Here is a 25,495-nt window from a genome sequence, read left to right on the forward strand (position 1 = left end):
AGGTCGGACTCGGCGTCGGAGTCGCGGTCGGACTCGGCGTCGGAGTCGCGGTCGGACTCGGCGTCGGAGTCGCGGTCGGACTCGGCGTCGGAGTCGGAGTTGGGCTCGGGGTGGCTGAGACTGCGGCGTAGCTGAGCGAACCGATTTTAGTCTCGTTCCCCACGGTGACTGAGACGGGCACGGCTGCGGCTTCGGTGGTGACTTGGCCGGAGTAGAGCGGTTTGTTCGGGTAGGCCGTGGTCTTCACGAGGTAGTGGCCAGTTGTCAGGCCTCCGATGGAGAAGTTTCCATTGCTGTCCGTGCTCCCGTCGCGGGTGACGAGGTTCCCGGCCGTGGTGTACGCCTGGATCTGCTTGTTGGCCAGCGGCTGACCGGTCGTACCAAGGAGCGTGCCGCTGATCGTTCCACCCGCGGCCAGGGTTGCGTTCAGGTTAGGGGTAGTCTGACCTGCAGTGACCGACACTGGCGTGCCTGCACCGATGCCGGTGGACTCAGGGACGCCCTTGTAGAACTGGGCCTCGGCGGTTGAGTAGCCGCTGGCTCGGTTGAATGCAACCTTGTATGTTCCTGTTCCCAAGCCCTGGACGCTGTACGTCCCATCGGAGCTTGTGCCGGATTCCTTGACGGTCTTTCCACTGGAGTCGATGACCTGCACGTCATAATAGCCAGCCGTTGCCGCGGGACTGGAAACCTTCCCGCTGACGGTTCCACCGAGAGCCATGGTGGCGTTGATCCCGGATACAGCCTGCCCGGTTGTCAGGGTGAGAGCCTTGGAGGTGCCCTGGCTTGGCTGGTTGCTGTACCACTGGTCCAGGGCTCCGCTGTAACCGCCGGAGAACTCGATGTTGTAGGTCCCCGCGGAGAGCCCCACTATCTTGTAGGTACCGTCGGAACCGACCCAAGCGTACCCATTGCTGTTGCTGGTGGATCCTTGGGCGGGAACTGCCGTGACCTCGATTCCTCTTTGGTTTACGCCGGCGGGCACGGTGACGGTGCCCGAAATGGAGGCGCCCATCAACATGGTGGCGTTGATCCCCGTGACGGCCTGGCCGATTGTCAGGGTGACGGCCTTGGAGGTGCTCTGGCTGGGCTGGTTGCTGTACCACTGGGTAAGGGCTCCGCTGTCATTTCCGGAGAACTCGATGTTGTAGGTCCCCGGGGAGAGCCCCACTATCTTGTAGGTCCCGTCGGGGCCGACTGTGGCGTAGCCGGCGTACCCGTAGCCGGCGGTGCTGGAGCCTTGGGGGGAAACCGCCATCACCGAGATCTGTGTCGGGTTGATTCCGGTGGGGACGGTGACGGTACCTGAAACGGTGGCGCCCAGTGCCATGGTGGCGTTGATCCCGGTCACTGCCTGGCCGGTTGTCAGGGTAAGGGCCTGGGAAGTGCTCTGGTCCGGCTGGTTGCTGTACCACTGGGTAAGGGCTCCGCTGTCATTGCCGGAGAACTCGATGTTGTAGGCACCCGCAGGCAGCCCAGTGATCTTGTATGTCCCATCCGCGGCGACCTGGGCGTGCCCGTAGCCTGTGGTGGCGGAGCCCTGCGCGGGAACTGCCGTCACGTAGGTCCGTGTCGGGTCGACGCCGGCCGGGACCGTGACGGTACCCGAAACGGTGGCGCCCAGGGCCATGGTGGCGTTGATCCCGGTCACTGCCTGGCCGGTTGTCAGGGTAAGGGCCTTCGAGGTGCTCTGGTCCGGCTGGTTGCTGTACCACTGGGTAAGGGCTCCGGTGTCATTGCCGGAGAACTCGATGTTGTAGGCACCCGCGGGCAGCCCCGTGATCTTGTATGTCCCGTCCGCGGCGACCTGGGCATACCCGTAGCCGGCGGTGGCGGAGCCCTGCGCGGGAACTGCCGTCACGTAGGTCCGTGTCGGGTCGACACCGGCCGGGACCGTGACGGTACCCGAAACGGTGGCCCCCAGCGCCATGGTGGCGTTGATCCCCGTGACGGCCTGCCCAGCTGCGACGGTGAGGGCCTGAGAAGTGCTCTGGCTCGGCTGGTTGCTGTACCACTGGGTGAGGGTTCCGCTGGAGCCGGCGGTGAACTCGATGTTGTAGGCACCCGCGGGCAGCCCCGTGATCTTGTATGTCCCGTCCGCGGCGACCTGGGCGTACCCGTAGCCTGCGGTGGTGGAGCCCTGCGCGGGAACTGCCGTCACGTAGGTCTGTGTCGGGTCAACGCCGGCCGGGACCGTGACGGTACCCGAAACGGTGGCCCCCAGCGCCATGGTGGCGTTGATCCCGGTCACTGCCTGCCCAGCTGCGAGGGTGAAGGTCTGGGAAGTGCTCTGGCTCGGCTGGTTGCTGTACCACTGGGTGAGGGCTCCACTGGAGCCGCCGGAGAACTCGATGTTGTAGGCACCCGCGGGAAGCCCCTGGATCTTGTACGTCCCGTCCGAGTGAGCCCAGGTGTACCCGTTTTCGGGGGTGTTGGACCCTTGGGCGGGAATTGCCGTCACCATGATCTGGGTTGGGTCAACTCCGGCCGGGGGAATGATGGTGCCTGAGACGGAGGCTCCCAGGGCCATCGTGGCGTTGACGCCCGTTACAGGGTGGCCGGCGGTAAGGGTGAAAGTCTGGGAGCTGCTCTGGTTCGGCTGGTTGCTGTACCACTGGGTGAGGGCTCCGCTGGAGCCACTGGAGAACTTGATGTTGTAGGCACCCGCGGGAAGCCCTTGGATTGTGTAGGTGCCATTGGCCGTGACCTGGGTAGAGGCGGAGCCTGCGGTACTCGAGCCCGCTGCCGGTACCGCCGTCACCGTGACCTGGGTCGGGTCCACACCGGCCGGGACGCTGACGGATCCGGAGGCCGAGGTGCCCAGTCCCATGGTGGCGTTGATCCCGGTCACAGCCTGCCGGGTCGCGAGCGTGAGGACTTGGGAGGTGCCCTGGTTAGGCTGGTTGGTGTACCACTGGTTGGCAGCTCCGCTTGAGCCACCCATGAATTCGATGGCGTAGGAGCCCTCGGGAAGACCAATGATCTTGTAACTGCCGTCGGCCGCCACCTGGGCTGTGCCGTAGCTGTAGGTTCCGCCGGAACTTGCGGCGAACGCCCCCACTTTGATCTGGGTTGGGTCCACTCCGGTGGGGACGGTGACGGTGCCGGAGACGGAGGCGCCGACAAGCATGGTGGCGTTGATCCCGGTCACTGCCTGCCCTGCGGTAAGGGTGAAAGTCTGGGAGCCGCTCTGGGTTGGCTGGTTGCTGTACCACTGGTCGGTAGCTCCGGTGGAACCACCTTGGAACTGGACATTGTAGGAACCCGCGGGAAGACCGGTGATCTTGTAGGTCCCGTCTGGGGCGACCGAGGCGTACCTGTACTCAGCGGTCGCGGAAGTTTGAGTGGGGACCGCAGTTACATAGGTCTGTGTCGGGTCAACGCCGGCCGGAACGGTGACTGTACCGGTGATTGAGGCGGCGCTGACGAGGTTCGCGTTGATGCCATTCACGGTCTGGCCCAGGGTGACGGGAACGGGCGGGGATGATGTCCGGCCGTGTCCTCCGTACCACTGGCTTGCAACGCTTGGAATGCTGCTTTGGAACTGGAGGACGTACGAATCGCCGTTTAGCCCGCCCAGACGGTATGTCCCATCGGAGTTGACCTGGACCCACGCAGAAGACACGGAGTAATTCGTGACATCCACTGCCGCGACCGAGATCTGCGTCAGGTCGCTGCCGGCAGGAGCGCTGACGGTACCGGTGATGGCGCCTCCAACGGTCATGGCGGCATTGACGTTCGCCACGTTCTGACCGTCACCGAGGCTGACCTGCTGCGCGGTATACGCCGAACCCGACCCGTTGAACCACTGCTGAGCCAGGCCGGCCGGCTGACCGTAGAAAGAAACGATGTAGGTCCCCGCCGAGACCCCGCTGATGGTATAGCTTCCATCGGCCCCTGCATTGACGGTCATATCCTGGTAGGAACCCGAACCGGCGATGGGAGAGGCATCGACACGCACCTGGGTGGCATCAGTTCCCGCTGGCACGGTGATTTTTCCGCTGATCGACCCGGGCGTGGCTGCCACTGCAGGCAGGGCGCCGGCGAGGATGATCATGGTCAGTAAAATGCCGAGGAATGAGATCCTCCGCTGCCGACGTCGCGTCGTTTGTTGGTCCATTTTCAGGGCCTTCCGTTACATAGTGACGGAAAGCCCGTCCCCCAATCGAGCGTCCGCAGAGCCGCGAACGAGAGGAGCGTATCACCTGCGTTACCGCTTTGATACTATTCAGCTCTCATATGAACTTATTTGGAAATACAAAGTCTTGGAGGACGTGGGTGGCGATTCCAGGACCACGAGCCATATCCCAGCTGTCCTCGCCCTTGGCTCTATCTCTGGTCGTTGCTTCGGTGCTCGTCTTCCTGCCTGGGGGATTGTTCCGCTTCGCGTGGCCGAAAGTCCTCATCCTGGTCGCCGCAGTCATCCCGGCAGCGTTAGCCAAGGCACAGGGCCGGCTTCCTGGCAGGTTCCTCATCGCGCTCGGCGTCGGGGCGGGCATCTTTGGGCTCGCCGTGCTCGAATCTCCGGACCCCGTGGGGGCCTTCTTCGGGCGGTGGCCCCGGTACGAGGGGCTTCCGATGCTGGTCGTGTACGGGGCGATGCTCTTCCTTGGGGCCAAGCTGCTGGGCGGCCCGGAGAACGAGGAGAATGCCAGCGCCCGCCTGCTGTGGCACCGTCTTCTCGCCGTTGCGTCCCTGATCGTCTTCGCCATCGGAGTCTTGGAGGCCTGTGGCCTGCGGCCCTTGGGCGGAGGTGCGGATGTCCGCCCGGGGGCCACCCTTGGCAACGCCACCGATGAGGGACTCTTCGGTGTCCTTGCCTTCGGCGCGTTGCTTGGACCCTCGTTTGCCGCGAAAAGCTGGTTCACGAGATGCGGCTGTGCGGCCGCCGCTGCTGTTGCCGTCCTGTCGGGGTCCCGAGCTGCTCTGCTCGGGCTGCTGGTCGTGCTGGTGGTGGCAGAACTCTCGGGAGCGCGCACGGGCCGGCGCTACAGCTGGCGCTCTCTGGCCTGGATCGCCGGGTCGGTGGTCGCGGTCGCCGCACTCGTAGCGCTCATCCCCGCCTCCAGCGACAGGCTGCTGACCACCGGCACGGTCAACGGCAGATGGCTCCTCTGGCAGGAGAGCCTGCAGCTCATAGCGGAGCACTTGTGGACCGGTGTGGGGCCGAGCGGATTCGTCGACGCCATCCCTGCGCACCACGACGCGGCCTGGGGGGCCCAGGTCGGCACCGGATTCCCGCCGGATTCCCCCCACATGTGGATCCTCCAGGCACTGGCCGCCGGAGGTATCCCCCTTCTCCTCGCTGCTGCCGTCCTGACAATATCGGTGGTGGCCCTTGGCGTGATCCGGCTCCGGCGGACCGACACTGTAGGGCAGCGACGGTTCCTCGGCTCTTGCCTGGCCGCAGTCGCAGCCTACGGGCTCTGCCTCCTGACTGCCTTCACGTCCCCGGGAACGACACCGCTGGCACTCTTTATGACCGGTGCGCTCATCTCGGTCCCCGCTGCTCCCGGCAGCGCACCGGCTCTGGGGAAGAGCGGGTCCTTGGCTGTGTGGAGGCGGCCCGGGCGGGTGGTCCCAGCAGTCGCTGCTGCTGTCGTCCTGCTGGTGCTGGCCCTTCCCGCCACGGTGGCCGAATGGCCCATGCGGGCCGGAACTGACGCGGCCGCCCAGGGAAGAATCGACGAGGCTGACCGGCAATTCGCTCTTGCCACCGCGTTACGGCCCTGGGACAGCGACACAGCCCTCCTCGCTGCTGAGGCGTTCGCAGGCAGGGCCGCGGACGGAGACCCGGCGGCCGCCAGCATGAGCATGAAATGGGCCCAATCCTCCCTTGCGCGAACCCCGGAATCGCTCGAAGCCGGCCTGGCCATGGCCATCGGGCAGCTGAACACCGGAGACCTTCTGGGAGCGAAACAAAGGCTCGACGAGATGCTCGCCAGAACACCCGTCGCCAGCGACCTCCATCTTCAGCGAGGCATCGCGGAGTTTGGCTTAGGCCAGCCCGCTTCTTCCATAGAGGACCTCCAAACCGCCGCCGCCCAGGACCCCCAATCCCCGTTGCCCTGGAACGTCCTGGCTAAGGTCTACAACCGCCTCGGGGACCAACCCCGCTCCCAAACAGCCCAACAACACGCAGACCGGCTGGCCTCTGAATGACCCGCGACCGACTGCTCGCACCGACCCCGGCACCATGACCCCGCGGGACCAAACCAGCAGGGGAAGCCAAAAACAACAGCTCCCAGTCAGGCAGGCGCAGTTCATGACGTCCAGAGCAGCCCCCGGTGATACACACCCCCACGGCCCCACCCAGACGTTACACTCAACACGGGGCTTGGCCCGACCCCGAAAAATGACTGATAGGGTTCGGCATCAAGGCCGCCCCTCACAATCCTCGTCGAAACAGGGGCAGCAAACGCTCAAGGGGGAAATAGCTTGAAGAAGGAAATCCTGGCTGTAGCCGGCGCCATGCTCGTCCTGACGGGATGCTCGACGCCCGCGACCACTGCAACTCCAGCAGCGGCCAACGTAGCATCAACGACCCCGCCGTCAAGCGGGCCGACGCCGGGAACCGCCGCACTAACACTCTTGGAAACGTGCATGGCAGTGAACAAGGCCCTGAACCCCCCGGCAGGCGAAACGGACACCCCCGGCTACTGGGCCAGCGTCCGAGACCAGCTCCGACCGCTGGGTGAGGACCAGAAGACCGCCCCCCTTCTAAAAGCAGACATACAAGGGGCCATCGTCTACACCACCATCCGAGCCAACACCTGGGCCCCCAAAGACATCTGGCAGAAGAACCCCGCGAACCAAGGGGTCGCAGACCTGGGTACACGCTCGATAAACAATCTCGACAGCAAATGCCCTGGCGGAAGAAACAGAAACCCGTGACGATCGCATCCGAGTTGAAAGACATAGGGGTGTCCCGGTAGTTATTGGTGCCGTTTTGACCGCATTACTTGCTTTGCCAGCAATGCAGTCAAAGATGGCAAATGTGGCTGAGGTACGTTTCGAGGACCTTCCGGGCAAGGTGCATGTGGTGGCGGTGTCGAGTATTTAGCCGGCTGCTCCCGTATGGTGATGTCGACTACCTGCCTTTGAGGGACCGAGCCGCATCGTTTCCGGGCTCATGGCTGCACCCAACAATGCCCTGCGCACCCGTGCCGGTGAAGTTCGGTCTGCATGATGCGCGGCAAGCGCCTGCAAAGTCAGGAAGCGTCCATACCTTCAGGAACCCTTATTTACTACTGGTAGATTGTCGTCCGGCAGGAGTATTTGTGGATTTGTCCCAAGGTAATCCGGCCGTCGGGGGATGAAATGTTGGTGACGACTCTTTGTGCCCTTTTCCTGTGGCACTACGAGAACGGACATCAATTACATGCGAGTTGGTATGACAACATTCCCCCGGACCGGAGACGGCCCGTCGGGGAGCACACGGCGTCGGAAGAAACCCGGCTCCATGGTGGCGGTTTCAGCGGCATTGGGGGCCGTCCTCGCGTCCGCGTCCGGCCTCTCACTGGCCCCGTCCGCCCGAGCAGATACCCCTCCCACACCCACCATCGCAGCGATCATCCCGGTCGGCGCGGGCCCGGCGGACCTCAAACTCAATCCGGCCGGCACCCGCGCCTACGTCTCCAGCACCGGTTCCTCGACGCTTTCCGTGATCGACACCGCCACGAAGGCCGTTGTGGCAACGATTCCTACCTCGCCATCGCCCCGTTCCATCGCCGTGAACCGGGCCGGCACGCGGGTCTACGTTGAAAGCGAAGACCCGAACCATGACGGCACAGTCACCGTCATCGACGCCACGACCAACACTGCCGCAGGAACATTCAAGGTCGGCCCGTACCCGGGAACGATGGCAACCAGCAAGGACGGCAAGACGCTCTACATAGGCCACCTTTTCGGAATGTCCATAGTGGACACGAGCACAAACACCGTCACCGCGGACATTGACCTTCCAGGGGTGCCGCGGGACGCCCTGATGAACGAGGCCGGCACCCGCCTGTACGCGAGCATGGTGAATGGCAACAGCGGCAATGTCCTGGTCATCGACACCTCAACCAATTCGCTGACCGCCGACATCGCCCTCACGGGCGCGCCCGGAAACATCGCACTGGATCCCTCCGGAACCCGCCTCTACGTCGGTGGAGGCGTGTGGAACGGTTTCGCTATCATCGATACCGCAACCAACACTGTGGCCCGGACCGTTCAATATGCAACGCTGGGCGCCAATAGCGACAAAATTGCCCTGGATTCGAGCGGGAAGCACCTCTACACCTGGACCGGTGGGTTCGATCTGCGGGAACGCCACACCATTACCTCCATCCAGGACGTGGATCCTGCCACCGGCAAGAGCAACCTCCCAGGAAATCTAGCCGAACTAACAGTCATGACCGGCATGGCGGGAAACATTGTGGCGAGCCCGGACGGGTCGGCCCTTTACGCACCCGGCACTGATTACAACACCGTGACCGTGATAGCGCTGCCCCCGGCAGCCTCCGGCTTCGCCGATATCGGCCCAAACAGCCCGTTCACCAAAGAGATCCAGTGGCTTACCACCAAGGGGATCACCACAGGGTGGACCGAACCCAACGGAACGAAAACGTTCCGACCCCTGGGCTCGGTGAACAGGGACGCCATGGCCGCGTTCATGTACCGGATGGCAGGCAGCCCCCCGTTCACAGCACCCGCCCAGTCTCCGTTCACCGACGTAGCCACGACCAACCAGTTCTACAAAGAAATCACCTGGCTCGCGAACCAAGGAATATCCACCGGCTGGACAGAGCCCGACGGCTCAAAGACCTACAGGCCCCTGGAACCGGTCAACCGGGACGCCATGGCAGCGTTCCTCTACCGCTTTGCCCACACCCCCGCCTTCACACCCACCACCACGTTCACCGACATCAGCCCGGACAACCCGTTCAAAACAGAAATAAGCTGGCTGGCGTCCACCGGCATCAGCACAGGATGGGATGAAGGAAACGGCATCAAAACCTTCCGCCCGCTCCAGCCGGTGGCCCGCAACGCCATGGCCGCCTTCATGTACCGCTTCAACACGACATACCCCGGCAGCTAGCACCCAAGCCGGGAGTGCCTGGATAACGGTGTGTGGAGAGACGGCCGGGTCAGAGTCCGCGAACACGACGCATTTTCGCCCCGGCAAGCCGGGGAGGGTGGCCGAAAACGGACACCGGGCCTGCGCCGGCACCATCGACGCCGTCACCCCCGACGCGTCCATCCTCCGGGTGCGGTTGACCGGCGTCGCCCCGCGCCGCATGTTCCTTCACACCGACCCCGTGGACATCCGATCCGCCCGCTCAAGCCCCACAGCCGTCAGTCCGGTTCAAACTCACGACGCGCCCTGCCGAACCGGAGTCCCCGCAATATCCTGAGCAGGGCGACGAGCCTGGTGCGGTGGCCGCCCCAACCCCTCACTGACCCGGTCGCGGTCAAGCGGGTCAGACAAAGGACCACCGCGGGCAAGCCGCGGTGGTCCTTTGTGGATTCGCGGGGATCCTTCTCTGGGTTGGCGCCACGCCCCCCATAAACCCGTGGCGACAACCCGGCAAGATACCCCTGGTCTCGTGTTCGCTAAATGCCAAACGATATGAAACTATCAGTCAGAGCGGATTAAATCCAAACCATGGCCTAACCGATGTCACCGTTCTGGAAACGACGGGAAATCTGCGAGCGACGGGACAACCTTGTCAGTTCCTCGGACCAATAAGTCCGCTAGGCTCCAGGATGTGCCCTCCACCTGGACCATCCTGATCTCACTCCACGCGCTGGCGCCAGCTACTCACTGATCTTCGGCGCCGTAAACCTGATCCGACGGACCAAGGGCGGCAAACTTCCATCGCATCGTGGGCAGAATCTGGGCCGCAGCCATGTACGTAGTGGTCCCGACCTCTTTCGGCATCCGCACTATCGATGGCGGTTTCAACTGGCTCCACGGCTTATCTGTGCTGACATTCTGCGCGCTTACCGCAGGCCTGTGGGCCGCACATAAAAGGAACATCCGGGCACACCGCAGCTTCATGACCGGCAGCTACTTCGGCCTGATCGGCTCCTTCGTCGGTGTGCTGGCCGTCCCGACGCGCCGTATTCCCCAACTCGCCATCAACGACTTTCCATTGCTGGCCCTCCTCATTCTCGTCCTCCTCGTTACAGCCGCACTCACGGTCACCGGCGGGGTCCAGATCAGCAAGTCCCGGACAGGCAACAAAACGCGCGCAAGCACCCGCTGAGCAGATCAACGGTCAACTCTTGCCCTTCAACCGAAGGTCCATCTGCGTGTCGACCCTCGCGAAACCCAAAGCACACTTGGACCGCTCGGGGCCTCCAGCGGACAGGACCATACCGAGAACTGTTCGGATGGGATATCGCCAACCGGTCTCGTAACTCACTCGGATACACCGATTCAACCCGAAGAATCCGAGACATCATTACGGGAATCGCCTGCCGCTGGCTATGTCAACCTGGTTCCTGAATCAAACTGCCATATTCATGCCGCCACGGAACATAGTTGATTCCGGGAAAATTGGTAGAAAACCGGAATAGCCGGCAGCAGGGCCAGCTATTCCGCTCTAAGGCCGTGCTCGCTCAGCCGCCGGCCCCTGCTAGGAAGCTGACCCCTCCAACTCGTGAGGGACAGAAACCTGCCCCAACCACTCCCTGGCGTCCTGAACGGAGGTGAAGTATCCATGCGGGCACTCCTGATTCCGCAGTAAAGCCCCGGCCATCACCCGGTCGACCACCGTGTCCCCGACCAGAGCGACGGCGGAGACAAACCGCGTCTCCAACAGCGTCTCCCTCGCCGCGGGACTCATGCGCACGTCCACGACTTCAACCAGTATGGGCTGAAGGCTAGCTCCGGTCACTCCCAGCACGGCCGCGACGACCGCATCAGCGTCCGCCGACGACACGTTGGAACCAGGTGCCCACCGCAGGTGGAAGATACCGTCCGTGCCCATTTTCAAAGTTGCGTTTGCGCAGGTCAGCGCGATTTCCAGCATGATTGCCCCCATCGGTCCTCAGACTGAGGCTAGCGGACTGCACGACATAAAAGTGGGTTATGGAACAAGTATGCGGCCAGAATCCCATGGGAAAGGACACGAAGACTTTCCGGGACTGCCCACAGTCGTTCCCGCACCGCATCCAACCCGGCTGCGTTCCGGGACCAAACGTGCGCCGGCTAGACGCCCGGACCGACGGCCCCACGGAGACCGAGGCCGGCCGCAGGGGACGCGACTGTTTCAGACTTCATCGTCCGGGCCACCATGCGCAAGGCGAAGCGCCTCAAAACGCGGACGGCCGTCTCCCTTGCCGCTTGGCCCCGGTTCCAAGACGGTTAGCATGAATGGCCCCTTGCGTGGCGCTGAATGGGGTGGAACCGGCTCTAGGCCTGGACGTCGGGCCGGGGTGCGGTATCGAGCAACCGGCCGATCCGGTCCAGGACCCTCAGGTCCTGGGCGGATTCAATGCCAGAACGCAGCAACTCAATCGAGGCAGCGGAGGACAAATGGCTGACACCAAAGGAGATTTGCGCACAGCTCCAAATCCCCGAGCAGACCTTCTACCAGTGGCGCGCGAAGAGAAGCGTCTCCCGGCGTCATCGATTTCTTCATTCGTAACGTCGCCGACTACACGGGACCATCTACGGCGAGGACCTGCGGAGCGGTGCTTTCCTGGATGTTCAAAATTGCCCTCCGACACGACGCCGTGTCCGTCAATCCCGTCCTTGGCCTGTCCATCCCAAGGACGCAAATGGCCAAGCCTCAAGCACTGGACGCTGCACAATTCCAAGAGCTCCGGGCCAAGTTGATCGCTTGGGAAAAGGAACCTTGCCCTGGGCCGGACCCGGACGCAAGAGCTCCACGAAATGGTCGATTTCCTCATTAGTACCGGGGTTAGACCTGGCGAACTCCTCGCGTTGCGCTGGGACGACCTCGACTTGGAATCCAATCCACCCACGATCTTCGTCAATGCAACGGTCATCAGGACGAGCAACGGGGGCGTCACCATCCAGAACCATCCGAAATCCCAGCATGGCATTCGCAGGTCTCCATGACGGCCAAGCACTACGTCGAGGAGTACAAAGAAGCTCTGGACACGCGCGCAGTCCTCGACGCGTTCAGGCCCCAGCCTGGTCCGTCGATGAGCTGAAAATCGCCCTCGCGGAGGCCGTTCCTGAAACTCAAAATGGTGAGTTTATGGTGAGTTAAGTCCGAATGAGCCCAGTTTGACGACCCCGCGGGAATAAAACCGCAGGTCAAACCCCCATTGAGAGCCCCCTGTCGGATTCGAACCGACGACCCCCGCTTTAGGCTCAGACACCTCAGCGCACCTGGAATCGGCGGTTTTCGCCCGGATTCTCGGGGTTTTTACAGTCAACGATGGGCGATGATTTGTCATTGGTTGCCGCTGATTAAGGTGAGTTAAAGGTGAGTCGGTTGCAATCACGGCCCCAGTAATGCCCGACCGCCGCGCGTCCGAAACCCCTCACAGCCGCTACTTCCTCCTGTCCGCCGAGAGGGATTCCGCAGCCTCGCCGGTTGGTCATTCATGGCTGACGATCTCCGATGCCGCATGCCGCCGGCTGGGCCTTAGGAACTTTTCGTCCAGCGAGTTTCAAGTGCTGAAGTGTAAGGCGAACGATCGTTACCGTACCCCATCCGACAATGGCTTAGCGCTACTTTTCGGCGCATTGGTCCCGGACCCCCTGATCTTGGGGATCGTCTCGTGCGAGAGTTCCGTGCCGAGGGTCGATTCCAGATGATGGGCGATCTCACGGACCGTCATCCCGTCGGCGTACAGGCTGATGATCATGTCATCCAGGCCGCCGATGCGGAGTGAACAACCCGTCACGGTCCCGTGGGACGGCCATGTCCACGTCACCGGCGGACGTGCCGAGGGTCTTCGGGTACGATCGGTTGCGCGCGTTCGGCAGGAAACGCCCGACCGGGTCTCCCTTGTCATACCCCAGATGCCCGGACAGCTCGGCCTGCAGCCCTCGTTCCAGCGAGGCCTTGATCAGCTGCTGGATAAAGCCGTCCCTGCCATCCGGCTCCAGCTGACCCGAATCTATCTGGGCCATCAGCTCATCAAAGGCGCCGGACGCCTTCAAAGCATCCATGCTCCCCGGTGCCTGCCCCGAACGAATACTACGCCCTGTCGCTGCTCTTCCTCACGCCATTAGCTCTGGTGATCACCCAGCTGGCCCACCCCTCAGAGCCCGGTCCCCTCCTCCTCGACCGCGGCCTTGAAACACTGATTGGCGCTCTAGCGGGCATCGCAGTGGTACTGGCCACACACGAGCCCGCGACCCTGGTGCCTAGCGCGGACGAGACATAGGACTAAGGGGACGCAGGCCCATTCGCCTGCGTCCCCCACAGGTACTTCATCTTTTGCGACCGCCGCGGCTAACACCGCGCACCTGCGACAGCCATACTCCATGGTGTTTAGCGGACGGTTATCTGGGCCACGGGGATCCGGTTGAGAGCAAGGTAAATGGCAACGCTGGAAACGACTCCGATGGGCCATGAAAACGGTGCGATGCTGCTCAGGCCTGGGATGATGGACACAGCGATCGTGATAATTCCAGCAGCAACGAGCGCCGTGACGGCCTTACTGTTGTATCCCTTGTTGTAGACGTACCGGCCGCGGGGAGACAAGTCGAAAAGACTTTCCGTATCGATTTTCTGTTTGTTGACGACGTAGTAGTCGGTCATGATGACTCCAAAGAGGGGCCCCATCAGCGCACCTACACCGCCGATGAACTGGTTGATCAGGACCGGGTTGGAGAAGAGGTTCCACGGTGTAATAACGATGGCCAGAACAGCGATTACGATTCCGGCTCGGTGGAAGGTAAACGTCTTTGGCCAGACGTTTATCATGTCGTAAACGGGTGATACGAAGTTCAGAATGATGTTGATGCCGGCCGTGGCGATTCCAATGGCGATGATGGCAACGAGCAGGATAAACACGCTGTCGATGTCGGCGAGCAATGCGATGGGGTCGTAGATGGCCTTTCCGTATACCTTCACCGACGCGAGGGCGATAACAACGGTGATGACGCAAAACGCTACGCCGTTGACGAGGAGCCCCCGGGCATTTCCCTTGCGTACGTCTCTCTCCGTAGGGGAGTTGCGCGTAAAGTCAGCGAAGTTCAGGATCGGGCCCGCGAAATATGCCACCGTGAGGAAGACGCCTGCCAGCATGGCCATCGTCTGTGCACCGAGTGGGTTTTGCGGGAGGGTGCTGTACGAGAAGTCGACTTGCCAGCCCGCCCTGTTGAGGACCCAGACCGCAAGAGCAATCATGGCTACCCAGATTGCCGGGCCTGCGAAGTCGGACAGCCGGCGGACAGCTTCCATGCCGCGCAGCAGGACGAGGAGCTGAAGGGCGGAGAGAACGAGGAAGCAAATCCAGCCGAGCGCCGAGAGGCCGAGGAAGTTGCTTTCACTGAGTCCCTTTGCAGCCGGAACCATTTTCAGCAGCAGCAGCATTCCCGCGGTCGATGCGAGGTAGGTTTGAATGCCGTACCAGGCAATCGCGACGATTGCCCTCAGTACCGCAGGGATGTTCGCTCCTAACACGCCGAAGCTGGCCCGAGCAAACACCGGAAATGGCACTTTCACCCGTTGTCCCGCGATGCCGCTGAGGTTGGCGGCGAAGAAGAGAATGACTGCGCCCACGGACAGGGAGACCATCATTTGCCAGCCGCTGAGGCCCAGGGTGAACAGGCCGATCGCCATCGTGTAGCCGCCCAGGCTGTGCCAGGAGGACATCCACCAGGCAAAAATGTTCCTGGTTTTCCACGTTCCGGTTGCGCTTTCCGGCGCGAGTTCGGCGTTAAAAAGGCGGGGGTGTCTTTCGGGCTTTAGTGCGGTGGGCTCAACCACGACTCCTGGGCCTGATTGGGATGTTGTCATGAGTACTCCTCTGTGGTTCCGCACATGTGCGGATCAAGGCTTTGGGGCAGCTTTCGCTGGCAGTTTGCGTTAGGGAAGGAAAAGGAATCAGGGGATGCGTGGGATAAAACGGCCCCGGCCGCTTTTGCCGACGTACTCGCCATTGCTGGCGATCAATTCGCCGCGCGAATAGACCGCGTCCATGGACCCCGGAAGGGTGAATCCTTCGTAGAGGGTGTAGTCCATGTTCTGCTTCTGCGTCCCGGCAGAGATGCGTGTGGTTCCCTTGGGGTCCAGAATGATGATGTCGGCATCGGCACCGGGTGTGATCTCGCCTTTTCGGGGATGCAGACCAAAGGTTTTCGCCGGGTTCAGCGCGGTTACTTCGACGTACTTCTCAAGTGTCATCCGGTTCTGTGCAACGCCGAGCCCGTACATCACGGACATTCGGTGTTCTACGCCGGGACCGCCGTTGGGTATTGACCGGAAATCATCGCCACCAAGACGCCGCTTCTCGTCAAAGCAGAACGGGCAGTGGTCGGAACTGACCACGCTGAGAGCACCCGTGTTGAGACCGCGCCAGAGCGCGTCGCGGTGCCGCTGTGTACGCAAAGGCGGCGTGAGAACGGCCTTGGCCGGTTCGAAGCCCGGCTGGTCGTAGATGGCGCGGTCCAGGGTGAGGTAGTGCGTGCACGTTTCCGCGCCGATTGGCCATCCCTCCGACTGAGCCCGGGCGACAGCCTCGACGGCGCCGTCGGTTGAGAGGTGGACAAAGTACAGAGGAACCTCTGCCATCTTCGAGATGCGAATTGCCCGCTCAACTGCTTCGATTTCGGTCGCAGGCGGCCGCGCCAGCTCATGATTGCCTGGCCCAACCTGGCCGTTCTCCACCAGATCGCGCGCCATGCGGTCGATGACGTCACCATTTTCCGCGTGAACGCAGAGTTTTGCTCCATACTTACCGGCCGTGCGAAGAATGTCGTACATTTCGCCGTCGTTCACCATAAGGCTGCCCCGGTAGGCCATGAAGATCTTGAAGCTGCTTACCCCTTCCTGGGTGAGCTCCCCCATGTGCGACTCAAATCCCGAGTAGAGATTGGTGATGCACATGTGGAAGCCGTAGTCGACGACTGCTTTCCCCTTGGCTTTTTCACGATGTTTCTCAAGGGAAGTGGCCAGATCTTCACCGGGCAGCTGCTGTGCGAAGTCAATGAGCGTTGTCGTGCCCCCGGTTGCGGCCGCAACGGTGCCGGAGACGAAGTCATCGGCCGTCGTTGTGCCCATGAGCGGGGAGTCGATGTGCGTGTGCACGTCCACGCCGCCGGGCAGCAAGAACTTTCCGCTGCAATCCACACGGGTGACGCTCTCTGGCAAATACTCATCGAGATCTCCGATGGCATCAATTTTTTCGTCTTTTATGAGTACGTCGGTCAGCTGCCGACCGCTTGCGCCGACAACTGTCGCGCCGCTTAGAAGCAAATAGCTCAATTCTTACGCCTTCCTGGGGATGGGGAAGTGAAACCCCTGCGGTTCTCTTGAGGCAGATCCTGGAACATCAGGTCGCCGGGACGGGCAGCGGTTCGCCGCGTCCTGTGCGGCTTACGATCAGCCCGTACTCTTCCGGCCTGCGGTGAGCGGCAAAATTGAACACGCTCTCCTGATACATGCGGCACATGTCGATGTCGACTTCTCCGAAGATGATCTCGTCACCCTCTGTAAACGCCTTTGCAACGACCTCGCCGCTGGGCGCGACCAGTGCGGAGCCGCCGATGAGATGATGTTCATCTTCAAAACCCGATTTGCCGGCGGCCGCTACCCAGACCGAATTCTGATAGGCGCCGGCCTGGAGGGAAAGGAGGTGGGAAAACATCTTGGCGTGGGGTTCCTCCTGCCATCCGGGTACGGAGTCCGGGGTGTTGTAGCCGAGGAGGACCAGGTCCGCGCCTTGCAGGGCAAGTACCCGATACACTTCGGGCCAGCGGCGATCATTGCACAGACACATCCCAATCTTGATGCCGTCAAAGTCGAACACACCGAAGCCGAGATCACCGACTTCGAAGTACCGCTTCTCCAGGTGCTGGTTCGGCTGATTTTCCACGAAATCCTTGTGGCCCGGCAGGTGGACTTTGCGGTACTTGCCGATGATTTCCCCGGATCGGTCTACCAGGATCGAGGCGTTGAAGCGCTGGCCAGACTCGGTCCGTTCGGCATAACCCAGGTAAAAACCGATTCCCAGTTCCTTGGCCCTGTCAAAAAGGGGCTGCACGTCGGCGTTCGGCATGGAGGCTTCGAAGTAGCTTTCGGCTTCCGTCTCGGAGTCGAACCAGTACCGTGGGAAAAAGGTCGTCAAGGTGAGTTCGGGAAATACGACGAGCGCCGCTTGCCTCTTGGCCGCTTGTTCGAGCAGGCCGATCAGGCGCTCGACGACCTCCGTGCGCGTTTCGTCCTTGCCGATGCCGCCTACCTGGGCGATCGCGATGCCGATTTTCTTAGTCATTCGTTGTGCTTCCTTTTCTATTATTGGCCCTGATAGGTCGATGAATGGTGCGGCTGTCAGCCGTAGACACCTGCAAGCACGGGATCAAGCGAGTCCGAGTCCTTGGAAGCGAGTGCCGCAAAGGTGACCGTCTTGCTTGTTGTGACCCCATAGTTGAGGCAGAGTTCCGCGAGCGGTATGGCACAGGCGACCCCGTCAACGACGGGCAAGCCCAAAGATTCTTGGAGTTCTTTATCAAGGGGCCCCATGCCGGCGCATCCCAGGACGATCGCCTCAGCGCCATCGTCGCGAATGGCAGCGCGGGCTTCGGCCTCGATCATTGCCCGCGCCCTCCCCCAGTCCTCCTCGATATCGAGAACCCCCAACTCCACTCCCCGTACCGAGGCGCATTTACTTTCGAGGCCGGCCCGCCGCACCACCTCGTGCACATGGTGGACTCCTCGTTTCAATACGGTGATGACCGAAAACTTCGGGGCGAGCAATGACGCGACGTGCATGGCAGCCTCCGCAATTCCGATGACCGGCACGTCCAGCAGCTCTTTGAGGGCTTCGACGCCCGGGTCGTAAAAGCATGCGACGACAACGGCGTCAAACTCTCCGGCTCGGGAGAGCACGGCGTCGAACATGTGATAGCTGGCGATGATGTCCTCGGCGAAACTTTCGATCGACGGCGCACCCCGCTCAGGTGAGATCGTCACCACCTGGGACGCCGGCGAAGCAGCCGCCTTCGCCACCAGTCCGATCTCATGCGTCATCTTGGCGCTGGTATTAGGGTTCACGACGAGAATCCGCAATTTCTGTCCTCAGCTTTTTATCCGGTGACGGAGTGGGGCACTCCGTCACCGCAAACGTTTGCAACTTTAGTCAGTGAGCCTAAGGGGCGGAGCGCCACATATCCAGAGTTTCGCCATATATTTACCGCCCAGAAATACGATGTTACATCGCGGAAACATGCGCTACCGAGGCCGTCGAGCGGGGCGGTTGCGGCGGAAGACGCTGCAGGCAGGGCTCGCGGCTCACTTGCAAACGTTTGCGATATGCTCACACTTATATGACAAAACGCCCCGCGCCGGCGGTCTCCGGCCAGACAATGGGTGCTCTCCGGAGCCCAACACAGATGAGGTGACCAACCAGTGAAGAGTCCTGAGCCCGTTTTGGAGCGCATCCAGAACCAATTGCTTGCTCTTGCAAGATTTTCCGACGACGCCAGACCGGGCTGGACACGCCAGGTATTCACGCCGGTGTACCGTGCGGAACGAGACTGGATGCTTCGCCAGTTCTCAGAGGCCGGCCTCAGCGACGTCCATACTGACGTGGCTGGAAACATCGTCGGCGTTCTCGTCGGACGGAACCCGCTGGCTGCTCCCATCGTCATCGGATCCCACACCGACACTGTGGACGGAGGCGGGCGATTCGACGGGATCGTGGGGGTATTGGGAAGCCTGGAGATCATCCGTCTAATCCGGGAAAACGGGATGCATCTCTACCGTTCCCTCGTCGTCATGGACTTCCTGGGTGAGGAGCCCAACAATTTCGGAATCGGCTGTCTGGGCAGCAGGGCACTCGTGGGTCAGCTGAAACCGGAGGACCTCGAGCGTAAAAACTTCGAGGGAGCTACGCTCGGCCAGGCCTATGAGCGCTTCGGGCTAGACCCTGGTGCCATGCTCGGCGCTACCGTTAGGCCAGGTTCCTGGCATTCATACGTGGAGCTGCACATCGAGCAGGGCAGCGAGCTTGAGAAGGCGGGCAAAGACATCGGCGTCGTGACGGGTATCGCCGGCATTCAGCGTCTGCTTTTGGACTTTCGGGGCCGGCCGGACCATGCAGGTACCCGGCGAATGGAGGAACGCAGCGACGCCCTTGTGGCCGCGGCAGAGGCTGTGCTCGCGATCCGCCATGAAACCTGCGGAGCGCCGGCCGGGTCGGTCGGAACGACGACCCATTTGATCTCACAACAGGACTCCCTCAACGTCGTACCAGGCAGGGTGGAGCTGAGGGGAGAGATCAGAAGTACCAGCCAGGACTGGCTTACGACGGCCGAACGGCGCTTGACGGCTCAGATCCGCGCCAGTGCTGCCCAATATGGTGTTGACGTGGAGGCGATGTGGTGGCCGGACAACGAAGTCGCGCTGGCAGATCGAACCATCCAGGATGTCATCTCCCGTTCCGCCGAGTCGCTCGGCTTCAGCTGGGAAGCAATTCCCAGTGGCGCCACACACGATGCCGCGCATCTGAGCCACATCTCGCCGATGGGGATGGTGTTCGTTCCCTCGCAGGCCGGACGCAGTCATTGTCCCGAGGAATGGACGGACCTCATCGACATCGGCCGCGGCATACAGACCTTCTTCGCGTTGATACAGGAACTCGATCGAACCGAGATCACCCGGTAGGCACTCTCACCCCGCCCGCGCTCTCACATTTCGGGGTGCCTTGCCTCCGGAATTCAGGAATCAGGCTTGCATCGCCTAACGAGGCGTCCACAACGAGGTCGACTCCCGGACGCGCAGCTGGGGAGATATCTTGATGGAATGAACCTCTTCGCCCTGCATCCGTGAAAGCAAGGTGGAGAAACTCAATTCACCAATCTTGCCAAGCGGAGAATGGATTGTAGTCAACGGCACGGGCAGCTGCGCGGCCAGCTCGACGTCGTTGTAACCGACGACGGCGACGTCTTCGCCGACGCGCAAACCGGCGTGGCGCAAGGCTGCCATTACCCCGACGGCTGTGAAGTCGTTTGAGGCGAAGATCGCCGTGGGGGTTTCTGCGAGGCCCAAGAGGCGATCGGCGGCTTCCCTGCCGGAAGCAAGGCTGAACCCTGCTTCGATAATATTCGCCGGAGGGATCTCGATGCCCGCACGCCGAAAAGCGAGGAGGAAGCCCTCAAGGCGATCCCTGCCGGTACTCACGGCGAGATCGCCGCTAATAACCGCCACCTTCTTGTGCCCGCAATCAATGAGGTACTCGCCCGCCAGACGACCGCCTTCGACATCATCGACGGAAACCGACAATTCTCCAGGCAACGTGCGGATGGCCAAAAGGTAAGGGATCTGTTTCTTCTTGAGGATACGAGTCACCTCACTTCCCAGCCGGGCGTCCTGGACAATAATTCCCTCCACCCGCCTATTCAGCAGCGTGGCGAGGCACGTTAACTGCAGAGCGCTTTGATCACGCGAGATGGACACCACAGTGTTATACCCCGCGCTTACGGCCGCCTTGTCGATTCCCTCGTAAATAGAGGCATGGACAACATCAGTGAACCGAGGGACCAAGACCCCGATTGTCCGGGCTTTGCCGGTTCTGAGCGCCGAGGCGTAACCGTCTTGCTGATACCCAAGGGAGTCGGCAATCTCTCGGATTGCGGTCGTGGTTTTGCTCTTTGTCGGGCGCCTCGGTTCCTTAAGCGCCCGCGACACGGTGGAAATGTGCACTCCAGCCCGACTTGCAATCTCCTTCAAAGTCAGCCTGGGTCCATCGTCAAGTAACGACATGGCTCCCTTCGGAACTTATTGGGGAGCGGCATGCCCCCAGCCGGTTGCGGCCTATAGTCCGCTCTTGATACAGGGCGAACCACCCAGCCTAGTTGTGCTTTCACAATAGCCCAACGACTCACAGTCGTGTTGACCGGCCGCTTCCAAGTCTGAAACGCGGGCGGGAACGTCAAGTCGCTGATGCATTCGCCCCCAATTAAGTTTCCACTGGGCGGGAAGCCCCTTTGGTCGTAGTCGATCGACCTCCACGCGCTCACCGTAGCCACAGTCTGCACCGCCGATCATGAGTGGAGAGTACTTGTTTGTTGCTTGAGGATGTCCTTGGTCAGGCCGTCTCAGTGGTCCTTAATCCGGTTGGCATTCGCAGACATCGATCGATTTGACGTCTATAGGAGCAACAGGGGCACGGCAAAACCTATCTCCTCGCAGGTGATTGAGGCTGGATTGGGGGCGTTGTAGGCTCTCGACCAACCGAGGGGTGCCTGGTATGGCTAAAAGCTAAACGCTGGACCTTGCGTCACGGCTCCGAAGGAATGGCCGCCCGGACACCCCGCGATGGCACGACCGCTCATTGAGAAAAGCGACCCGATCGCAATGTAAGGACACGACGGCGTGGCCATCCGTTTGGGCCCCACAACAGGACACCGCGATGGAGGGATACATGCCTGAACTCTGGGCCGGCATCGACGCCGGGAAAGCTCATCACCACAGGGTACTGATCGACGATGAAGGAAACCGGCTGCTCTCCCGCAATGTAGCCAACGACGAAGCCGCACTCACCGAACTTCTCACCGACGTCCAGTCCCTCGCGGCAGCCCGGGAAATCCTCTGGGCCACCGATCTGAACCGAGGCGGCGCCGCGCTCCTGATCGGCCTGCTCGAAGCCCCCAACCAGACACTGATCTACATCCCAGGAAGAACCGTCTACCACGCCGCCCGCACCTACCGGGGCGACGGCAAAACAGATGTCTCCGACGCTGCCTGGCTGGCCGATCTGGGAACCCAAGGGCTGGTGAGGGCCTCCTTCCTGCCCCCGCCGCCGATCCGTGAACTGCGGGACCTGACCCGGGCGAGGACCATCATCACCAGTGAATGCACCCTGGAAATCCAGCGGCTGGAGAAGCTGCTCGAGGACGCGTGCATCGAGCTGTCCTGGGTGGCCTCGGACATCACCGGGCTCTCCGGGCGCCTGATGTTGCAGGGCCTGATCGAGGGGCAGAACGACCCAGCCGTCCTGGCCGAGCTGGCCCACGGACGGATGCGAGCGAAGATCCCCGAGCTGGCCGCAGCGCTCACCGGCAGGTTCAGCGACCGCCACCGCTACATGGCGGAACTGTATCTGCACCGCATCGACGCCCACACTGCCGACATCGATGCCCTCAGCGCCAGGATCGAGGAGGCGACCGCACCCTTTCGTCTCGCTCTCCCGTCGCTCCCTTTTCTACTTTTTCGAGAATGAAGAACTCCACTTGGGTGAGCGTATACGCGCCCTGAGAACGCGCAGAGCGCTGGAGCTCCTCCTGCAGGCAGACGCTCAAAAAATCACCTACTCAGAAATTGCGACATCGTGCGGATTCACCAACGTCCAAAGCATGCGCCGTGCGGTCAAAGAGTTCACCGGGATGAACGTGAGGGAGATCCACCGATCCGAGACCGTAGTTCGTGCTGCCCTGCAACAGCTGCGGGAGTCGCTGATCCCCTAGCGCCTGAGCAAACAAGCATTGACAGGTGCCATGCTGCATCGGCTGGATCGTCTTGTATCTGGAGACCTTACGGACATGGCCTCAGCACATGAGGGGCAGCCGCAGACTACCTCCGGACATCGCTGTGGTCCGATTCGCCATTGGACCGATCATTTGTGGCCCTGTCAGGCCTGCCGGGGCCGCACACGTGAGGCGCAACGCCGTTTGTCGCCATCCAACAACAGTGCCTGCGCGGGGAAGGAGCATTTCACGTTGCGATCTCTCGAAGTCCTTACCGGCTTGCGGTCGAACTCTGTACTGGGGCGCGCATTGTTGAGGCGCCGCGGTGCACGACGTACTCCCTGACGCATCCACAGCTGTGGGAGCTTCTGGGTGTCTAGAATCTGTGGGTTTTCGCCCGGATTCCGGTCGTGCCAGTTCGAGCGCGGCCTCGGAGAAGGTCATCCCTGTCGGGCGGAAAAGGACTTCTTTCACTCGCTTCAGATAGGTGCGTGCGTGGGACTCCCACCACTGTTCCGGGTCTTCGGCAAATTTGAAGCCTGTAGGCAGTTCCATGACGATTCCCATCGTCAGGGTGCATCCTGTTGGCGTCGGTTCAAGCGTGTAGGTGGATCGGCTGTTTGTCTTGTCGGGTGTGACAGGCCTTGTCGCGGCCCATCTAGGGGTCTCCTCACCAATGACTTCGATGATGGACACGGTGCCGTCGCGTCCGATGATGCATTGCTGTTCTCCTACACCGGTTGGTGTTCCGGGGACGGTGAAGGCGCGCTGGGCGTCTGAGAGCAGGATGGCGCTCTCGGCGGCCCGTATGAGCGCCCACACCGTTTCGGGGTCGTGATCAAAGGTCTCTGTCGTTTGCGCGCTGTACGTCCATAAGTTCTTGCGACCGTCAGGTTCGGCCTGCGCGTCTGGCGTTAATTCATAGTCGTTAGCCGGTCCATCAGGGGGATGCGGCGCTCCCGTGTTCACGCAGCAAAGCGCTGGAGTGGCGCGAGACCGACGGGTTCTCACCCGCCAGCTGGTTACGACCGTACAGCGATCGAGGTCCCGCCGTCCCAGTCGAGCGCGGAACATTGTCTTTTCGCCGAATTCGCGCTCGATGGGCTCTCCGGCACTCATGTCGGACATTAGTTTCCCTGCGGGGGCGCGGACCCGATGTCGTGCCGGGCCGCACGCCGTTGACGACGGACTGCCAGGGAATCTTCGCTGTTTGTCGTTCTGATGTTCGATCATCGCTGGGCGGGTCCTCCGCTCAACCAGGGCGTTTCGCGCCGACCTCAATCCAAAACTTCGCTCGGCGCTCCGCTTATTTCCTCACGAACTTTTGAATCGTTGCCGGTTCCCCAAGTTGCACTCCGGCCCCTCCTGCCCAGCAGCGGTCCCCGTATCAGAACGACGCCGAAGCCTAACGACCACGACCGACGCCGCCCCTGCAAGAGAAAGACCATGGAAACGCTCAGCAGCAAAACCCCCGCCGATGTCCTCAGCTTCATCGGCCACACCCTAGGCTTCTGGCCCCAGAAAAGCCTCGTGTGCATTAGCCTGGACACCAACCACATCGGCGTGACGCTCCGCGTGGACCTCCCCAAGCACGACGGCGGCGAACGCGCTTATGCGCGAACAGTCGCCCGGACATTAGGCTGTTCCGGGCCGATGAACGAGTTTTCACTGCCATGCTCGATGGGCGGCGGGCGCAGATGCTCGCACGCAGCCTCACGACAGAGACCATCAAGCAGCGCTGCCAGCTTCCGGAACGCTTTCAGCGCTTCACGGGTAAATTTCCGTGGCAATAGGCGCCCGGTCGACGTTGATGACTCCCTGGCCGACCTGCGTTCGGGCGAGAAACCGATCAGCCTGAAGACGTTGCGCTCGTAAAGCAAGGCCGTGGCAATCTTCTGCTCCTACCTGACGCACCCTGGCTATGGGTGGGGCGAGTTCTGCGAACAGACTTTCGGCGATATCTCGAGCCAGATCTGCTTCGAGTGGAACATGCCACGGCACACCACTGATGATGCCGTCCTGGCCAAGAAGCGCTCGTTCACCAAGGCGAAACTGCATCGGCTTTTCGGCTACATCGATGACCTTGGCGACTGGGAATACGCCGCCGGCAGCAAACAGACGAGGAGGACTACATCGACTAAGTCCATCCTGCATATTCCTACGAAAATTGACCCCTCCCGAGAAATCAGGACTGGATGGTTCAACTTAGATGAGACAGGACGGGTAGGCCGGTGCCGGCCTGGCGCCCCTTAGACGAGGCCTGATTCCGAGATGAGCTGCGCACGGCCTTCTTCGAGTCGGTACGCTACGGCAATCACGGCCGTGGAGGAATCGCTCACAGCGGAGGCAATCACTTGGGAGCTTTCCAGCAACCGGTCCACAGTCTGCTTGGCGTGTTCGACGACCATGTCGTTAACGTCCGTTTTATCTTCCCGGAGGGACGTCAGCACCGAGGGGGTAATGCGTTCGACAAGATCCCGGATGAACCGCGGGGGCATCTGTCCGGTCTCCACTGCGTCCTTGGTGGCGGTCACGGCGCCGCAGCTGTCGTGTCCCAGGACAACGATCAGCGGGACATTGAGCACCGAAACGCTGTACTCGAGGGATCCGAGGACCGCGTCGTCGAGCACATGCCCGGCTGTGCGGACCACGAAGGCGTCACCGAGGCCAAGGTCGAAGATGATCTCCGCGGCCAGGCGGGAGTCTGAGCAGCCGAAGATGACTGCAAAGGGATTTTGGGTGTTCACCAGTTCGCTGCGCCGCGACGCGCCCTGGTTCGGGTGAAGTGCGCCTCCGGAGACGAAACGCGCGTTGCCTTCACGCAGGCGATGCCATGCCTCCGACGGGCTGATCGGATTAGTCACCCTACTTACTTTACGACGCCGCGCA

The 25,495-nt window shown here is 61.7% G+C and carries 18 protein-coding genes and 3 pseudogenes; 10 read left to right on the plus strand and 11 right to left on the minus strand.

Features of this window, described 5'->3' with window-relative positions; all coding sequences use genetic code 11:
• Positions 1-4,057: carboxypeptidase-like regulatory domain-containing protein (locus tag AB0323_RS10480; RefSeq protein WP_366177260.1), on the minus strand; the 4,057-nt coding region annotated here is incomplete at its 3' end.
• A gap of 221 nt (positions 4,058-4,278) precedes the next feature.
• On the opposite strand from AB0323_RS10480, the gene AB0323_RS10485 reads away from it, so the two are divergent.
• From AB0323_RS10485 to AB0323_RS10500, 4 genes are all read left to right on the plus strand, one after another.
• The gene (locus AB0323_RS10485; RefSeq protein WP_366177261.1) at positions 4,279-6,162 is read left to right on the plus strand and encodes an O-antigen ligase family protein; all 1,884 of its coding nucleotides are present in this window, start codon (positions 4,279-4,281) and stop codon (positions 6,160-6,162) included.
• Between the two features lie 276 nt (positions 6,163-6,438).
• Positions 6,439-6,894 carry a hypothetical protein gene (locus AB0323_RS10490; protein ID WP_366177262.1) on the plus strand — a complete coding sequence of 152 codons (456 nt, stop codon included), beginning with the start codon at positions 6,439-6,441 and terminating at the stop codon, positions 6,892-6,894.
• A gap of 499 nt (positions 6,895-7,393) precedes the next feature.
• A complete protein-coding gene (locus AB0323_RS10495) occupies positions 7,394-9,082 on the plus strand; it encodes an S-layer homology domain-containing protein (RefSeq protein ID WP_366177263.1) in 1,689 nt (562 codons plus the stop codon).
• A 787-nt stretch (positions 9,083-9,869) separates the two neighbouring features.
• Complete coding sequence (locus AB0323_RS10500; RefSeq protein WP_366177264.1) at positions 9,870-10,253, plus strand: DUF2306 domain-containing protein; 384 nt, start codon at positions 9,870-9,872, stop codon at positions 10,251-10,253.
• Between the two features lie 372 nt (positions 10,254-10,625).
• On the opposite strand, the gene AB0323_RS10505 is transcribed toward AB0323_RS10500, so the two are convergent.
• Complete coding sequence (locus AB0323_RS10505) at positions 10,626-11,021, minus strand: STAS/SEC14 domain-containing protein (RefSeq protein ID WP_366177265.1); 396 nt, start codon at positions 11,019-11,021, stop codon at positions 10,626-10,628.
• Positions 11,022-11,243: 222 nt separating this feature from the next.
• Here AB0323_RS10505 and AB0323_RS10510 point away from each other — a divergent pair.
• Positions 11,244-11,360, plus strand: a pseudogene (locus AB0323_RS10510) (hypothetical protein); the annotation flags it as partial.
• Between the two features lie 44 nt (positions 11,361-11,404).
• Here the strand turns inward: AB0323_RS10510 and AB0323_RS10515 are convergent.
• Positions 11,405-11,527 (minus strand): hypothetical protein, encoded by a 123-nt coding sequence (locus tag AB0323_RS10515; protein ID WP_366177266.1) that lies wholly within the window; start codon positions 11,525-11,527, stop codon positions 11,405-11,407.
• 1,202 nt (positions 11,528-12,729) lie between these two features.
• A pseudogene (locus AB0323_RS10520) lies at positions 12,730-13,141 on the minus strand (transposase); the annotation flags it as partial.
• Between the two features lie 8 nt (positions 13,142-13,149).
• On the opposite strand from AB0323_RS10520, the gene AB0323_RS10525 reads away from it, so the two are divergent.
• Positions 13,150-13,359, plus strand: coding sequence for an FUSC family protein (locus AB0323_RS10525; RefSeq protein ID WP_366177267.1), 210 nt, complete (start codon positions 13,150-13,152; stop codon positions 13,357-13,359).
• Positions 13,360-13,466: 107 nt separating this feature from the next.
• Here AB0323_RS10525 and AB0323_RS10530 read toward each other — a convergent pair whose 3' ends face one another.
• The 4 genes from AB0323_RS10530 to AB0323_RS10545 all read right to left on the minus strand — a co-directional run bounded on the left by AB0323_RS10530 (position 13,467) and on the right by AB0323_RS10545 (position 18,194).
• A complete protein-coding gene (locus tag AB0323_RS10530; protein WP_366177268.1) occupies positions 13,467-14,939 on the minus strand; it encodes an NCS1 family nucleobase:cation symporter-1 in 1,473 nt (490 codons plus the stop codon).
• A gap of 87 nt (positions 14,940-15,026) precedes the next feature.
• Positions 15,027-16,406, minus strand: a complete 1,380-nt coding sequence (hydA, locus tag AB0323_RS10535) for a dihydropyrimidinase (protein ID WP_366177269.1) — start codon at positions 16,404-16,406, stop codon at positions 15,027-15,029.
• Positions 16,407-16,473: 67 nt separating this feature from the next.
• On the minus strand, positions 16,474-17,415 hold the full coding sequence (locus AB0323_RS10540) for an N-carbamoyl-D-amino-acid hydrolase (RefSeq protein ID WP_366177270.1): 942 nt from the start codon (positions 17,413-17,415) through the stop codon (positions 16,474-16,476).
• Positions 17,416-17,471: 56 nt separating this feature from the next.
• Positions 17,472-18,194: an aspartate/glutamate racemase family protein gene (locus AB0323_RS10545; protein WP_366177271.1), complete on the minus strand. Its 723-nt coding sequence runs from the start codon at positions 18,192-18,194 to the stop codon at positions 17,472-17,474.
• A 354-nt stretch (positions 18,195-18,548) separates the two neighbouring features.
• Between AB0323_RS10545 and AB0323_RS10550 the strand changes: the two genes are divergently transcribed.
• On the plus strand, positions 18,549-19,805 hold the full coding sequence (locus AB0323_RS10550; RefSeq protein WP_366177272.1) for a M20 family metallo-hydrolase: 1,257 nt from the start codon (positions 18,549-18,551) through the stop codon (positions 19,803-19,805).
• A 75-nt stretch (positions 19,806-19,880) separates the two neighbouring features.
• On the opposite strand, the gene AB0323_RS10555 is transcribed toward AB0323_RS10550, so the two are convergent.
• Positions 19,881-20,903 carry a LacI family DNA-binding transcriptional regulator gene (locus AB0323_RS10555; protein ID WP_366177273.1) on the minus strand — a complete coding sequence of 341 codons (1,023 nt, stop codon included), beginning with the start codon at positions 20,901-20,903 and terminating at the stop codon, positions 19,881-19,883.
• Between the two features lie 661 nt (positions 20,904-21,564).
• Here AB0323_RS10555 and AB0323_RS10560 point away from each other — a divergent pair.
• The 3 genes and pseudogenes from AB0323_RS10560 to AB0323_RS10570 form a co-directional block, all read left to right on the plus strand.
• Positions 21,565-22,341 (plus strand): annotated as a pseudogene (locus AB0323_RS10560) (IS110 family transposase); the annotation flags it as partial.
• The gene (locus AB0323_RS10565; protein ID WP_366177274.1) at positions 22,277-22,606 is read left to right on the plus strand and encodes a helix-turn-helix domain-containing protein; all 330 of its coding nucleotides are present in this window, start codon (positions 22,277-22,279) and stop codon (positions 22,604-22,606) included. The pseudogene AB0323_RS10560 and the gene AB0323_RS10565, both read left to right, overlap by 65 nt.
• A 1,446-nt stretch (positions 22,607-24,052) precedes the next feature.
• Positions 24,053-24,481, plus strand: a complete 429-nt coding sequence (locus tag AB0323_RS10570; RefSeq protein WP_366177275.1) for a DUF4192 family protein — start codon at positions 24,053-24,055, stop codon at positions 24,479-24,481.
• Here AB0323_RS10570 and AB0323_RS10575 read toward each other — a convergent pair.
• On the minus strand, positions 24,374-24,760 hold the full coding sequence (locus AB0323_RS10575; protein ID WP_366177313.1) for a hypothetical protein: 387 nt from the start codon (positions 24,758-24,760) through the stop codon (positions 24,374-24,376). The two genes, AB0323_RS10570 and AB0323_RS10575, sit on opposite strands and share 108 nt — an antisense overlap.
• Before the next feature lie 95 nt (positions 24,761-24,855).
• Entirely contained in the window at positions 24,856-25,470 is a 615-nt protein-coding gene (locus AB0323_RS10580; protein ID WP_366177276.1) for a carbonic anhydrase, read from the minus strand.
• Positions 25,471-25,495: the final 25 nt, after the last annotated feature.

Origin of the sequence: Arthrobacter sp. NPDC080031, assembly GCF_040702485.1 — a bacterium.
Taxonomy (GTDB): Bacteria; Actinomycetota; Actinomycetes; order Actinomycetales; family Micrococcaceae; genus Arthrobacter.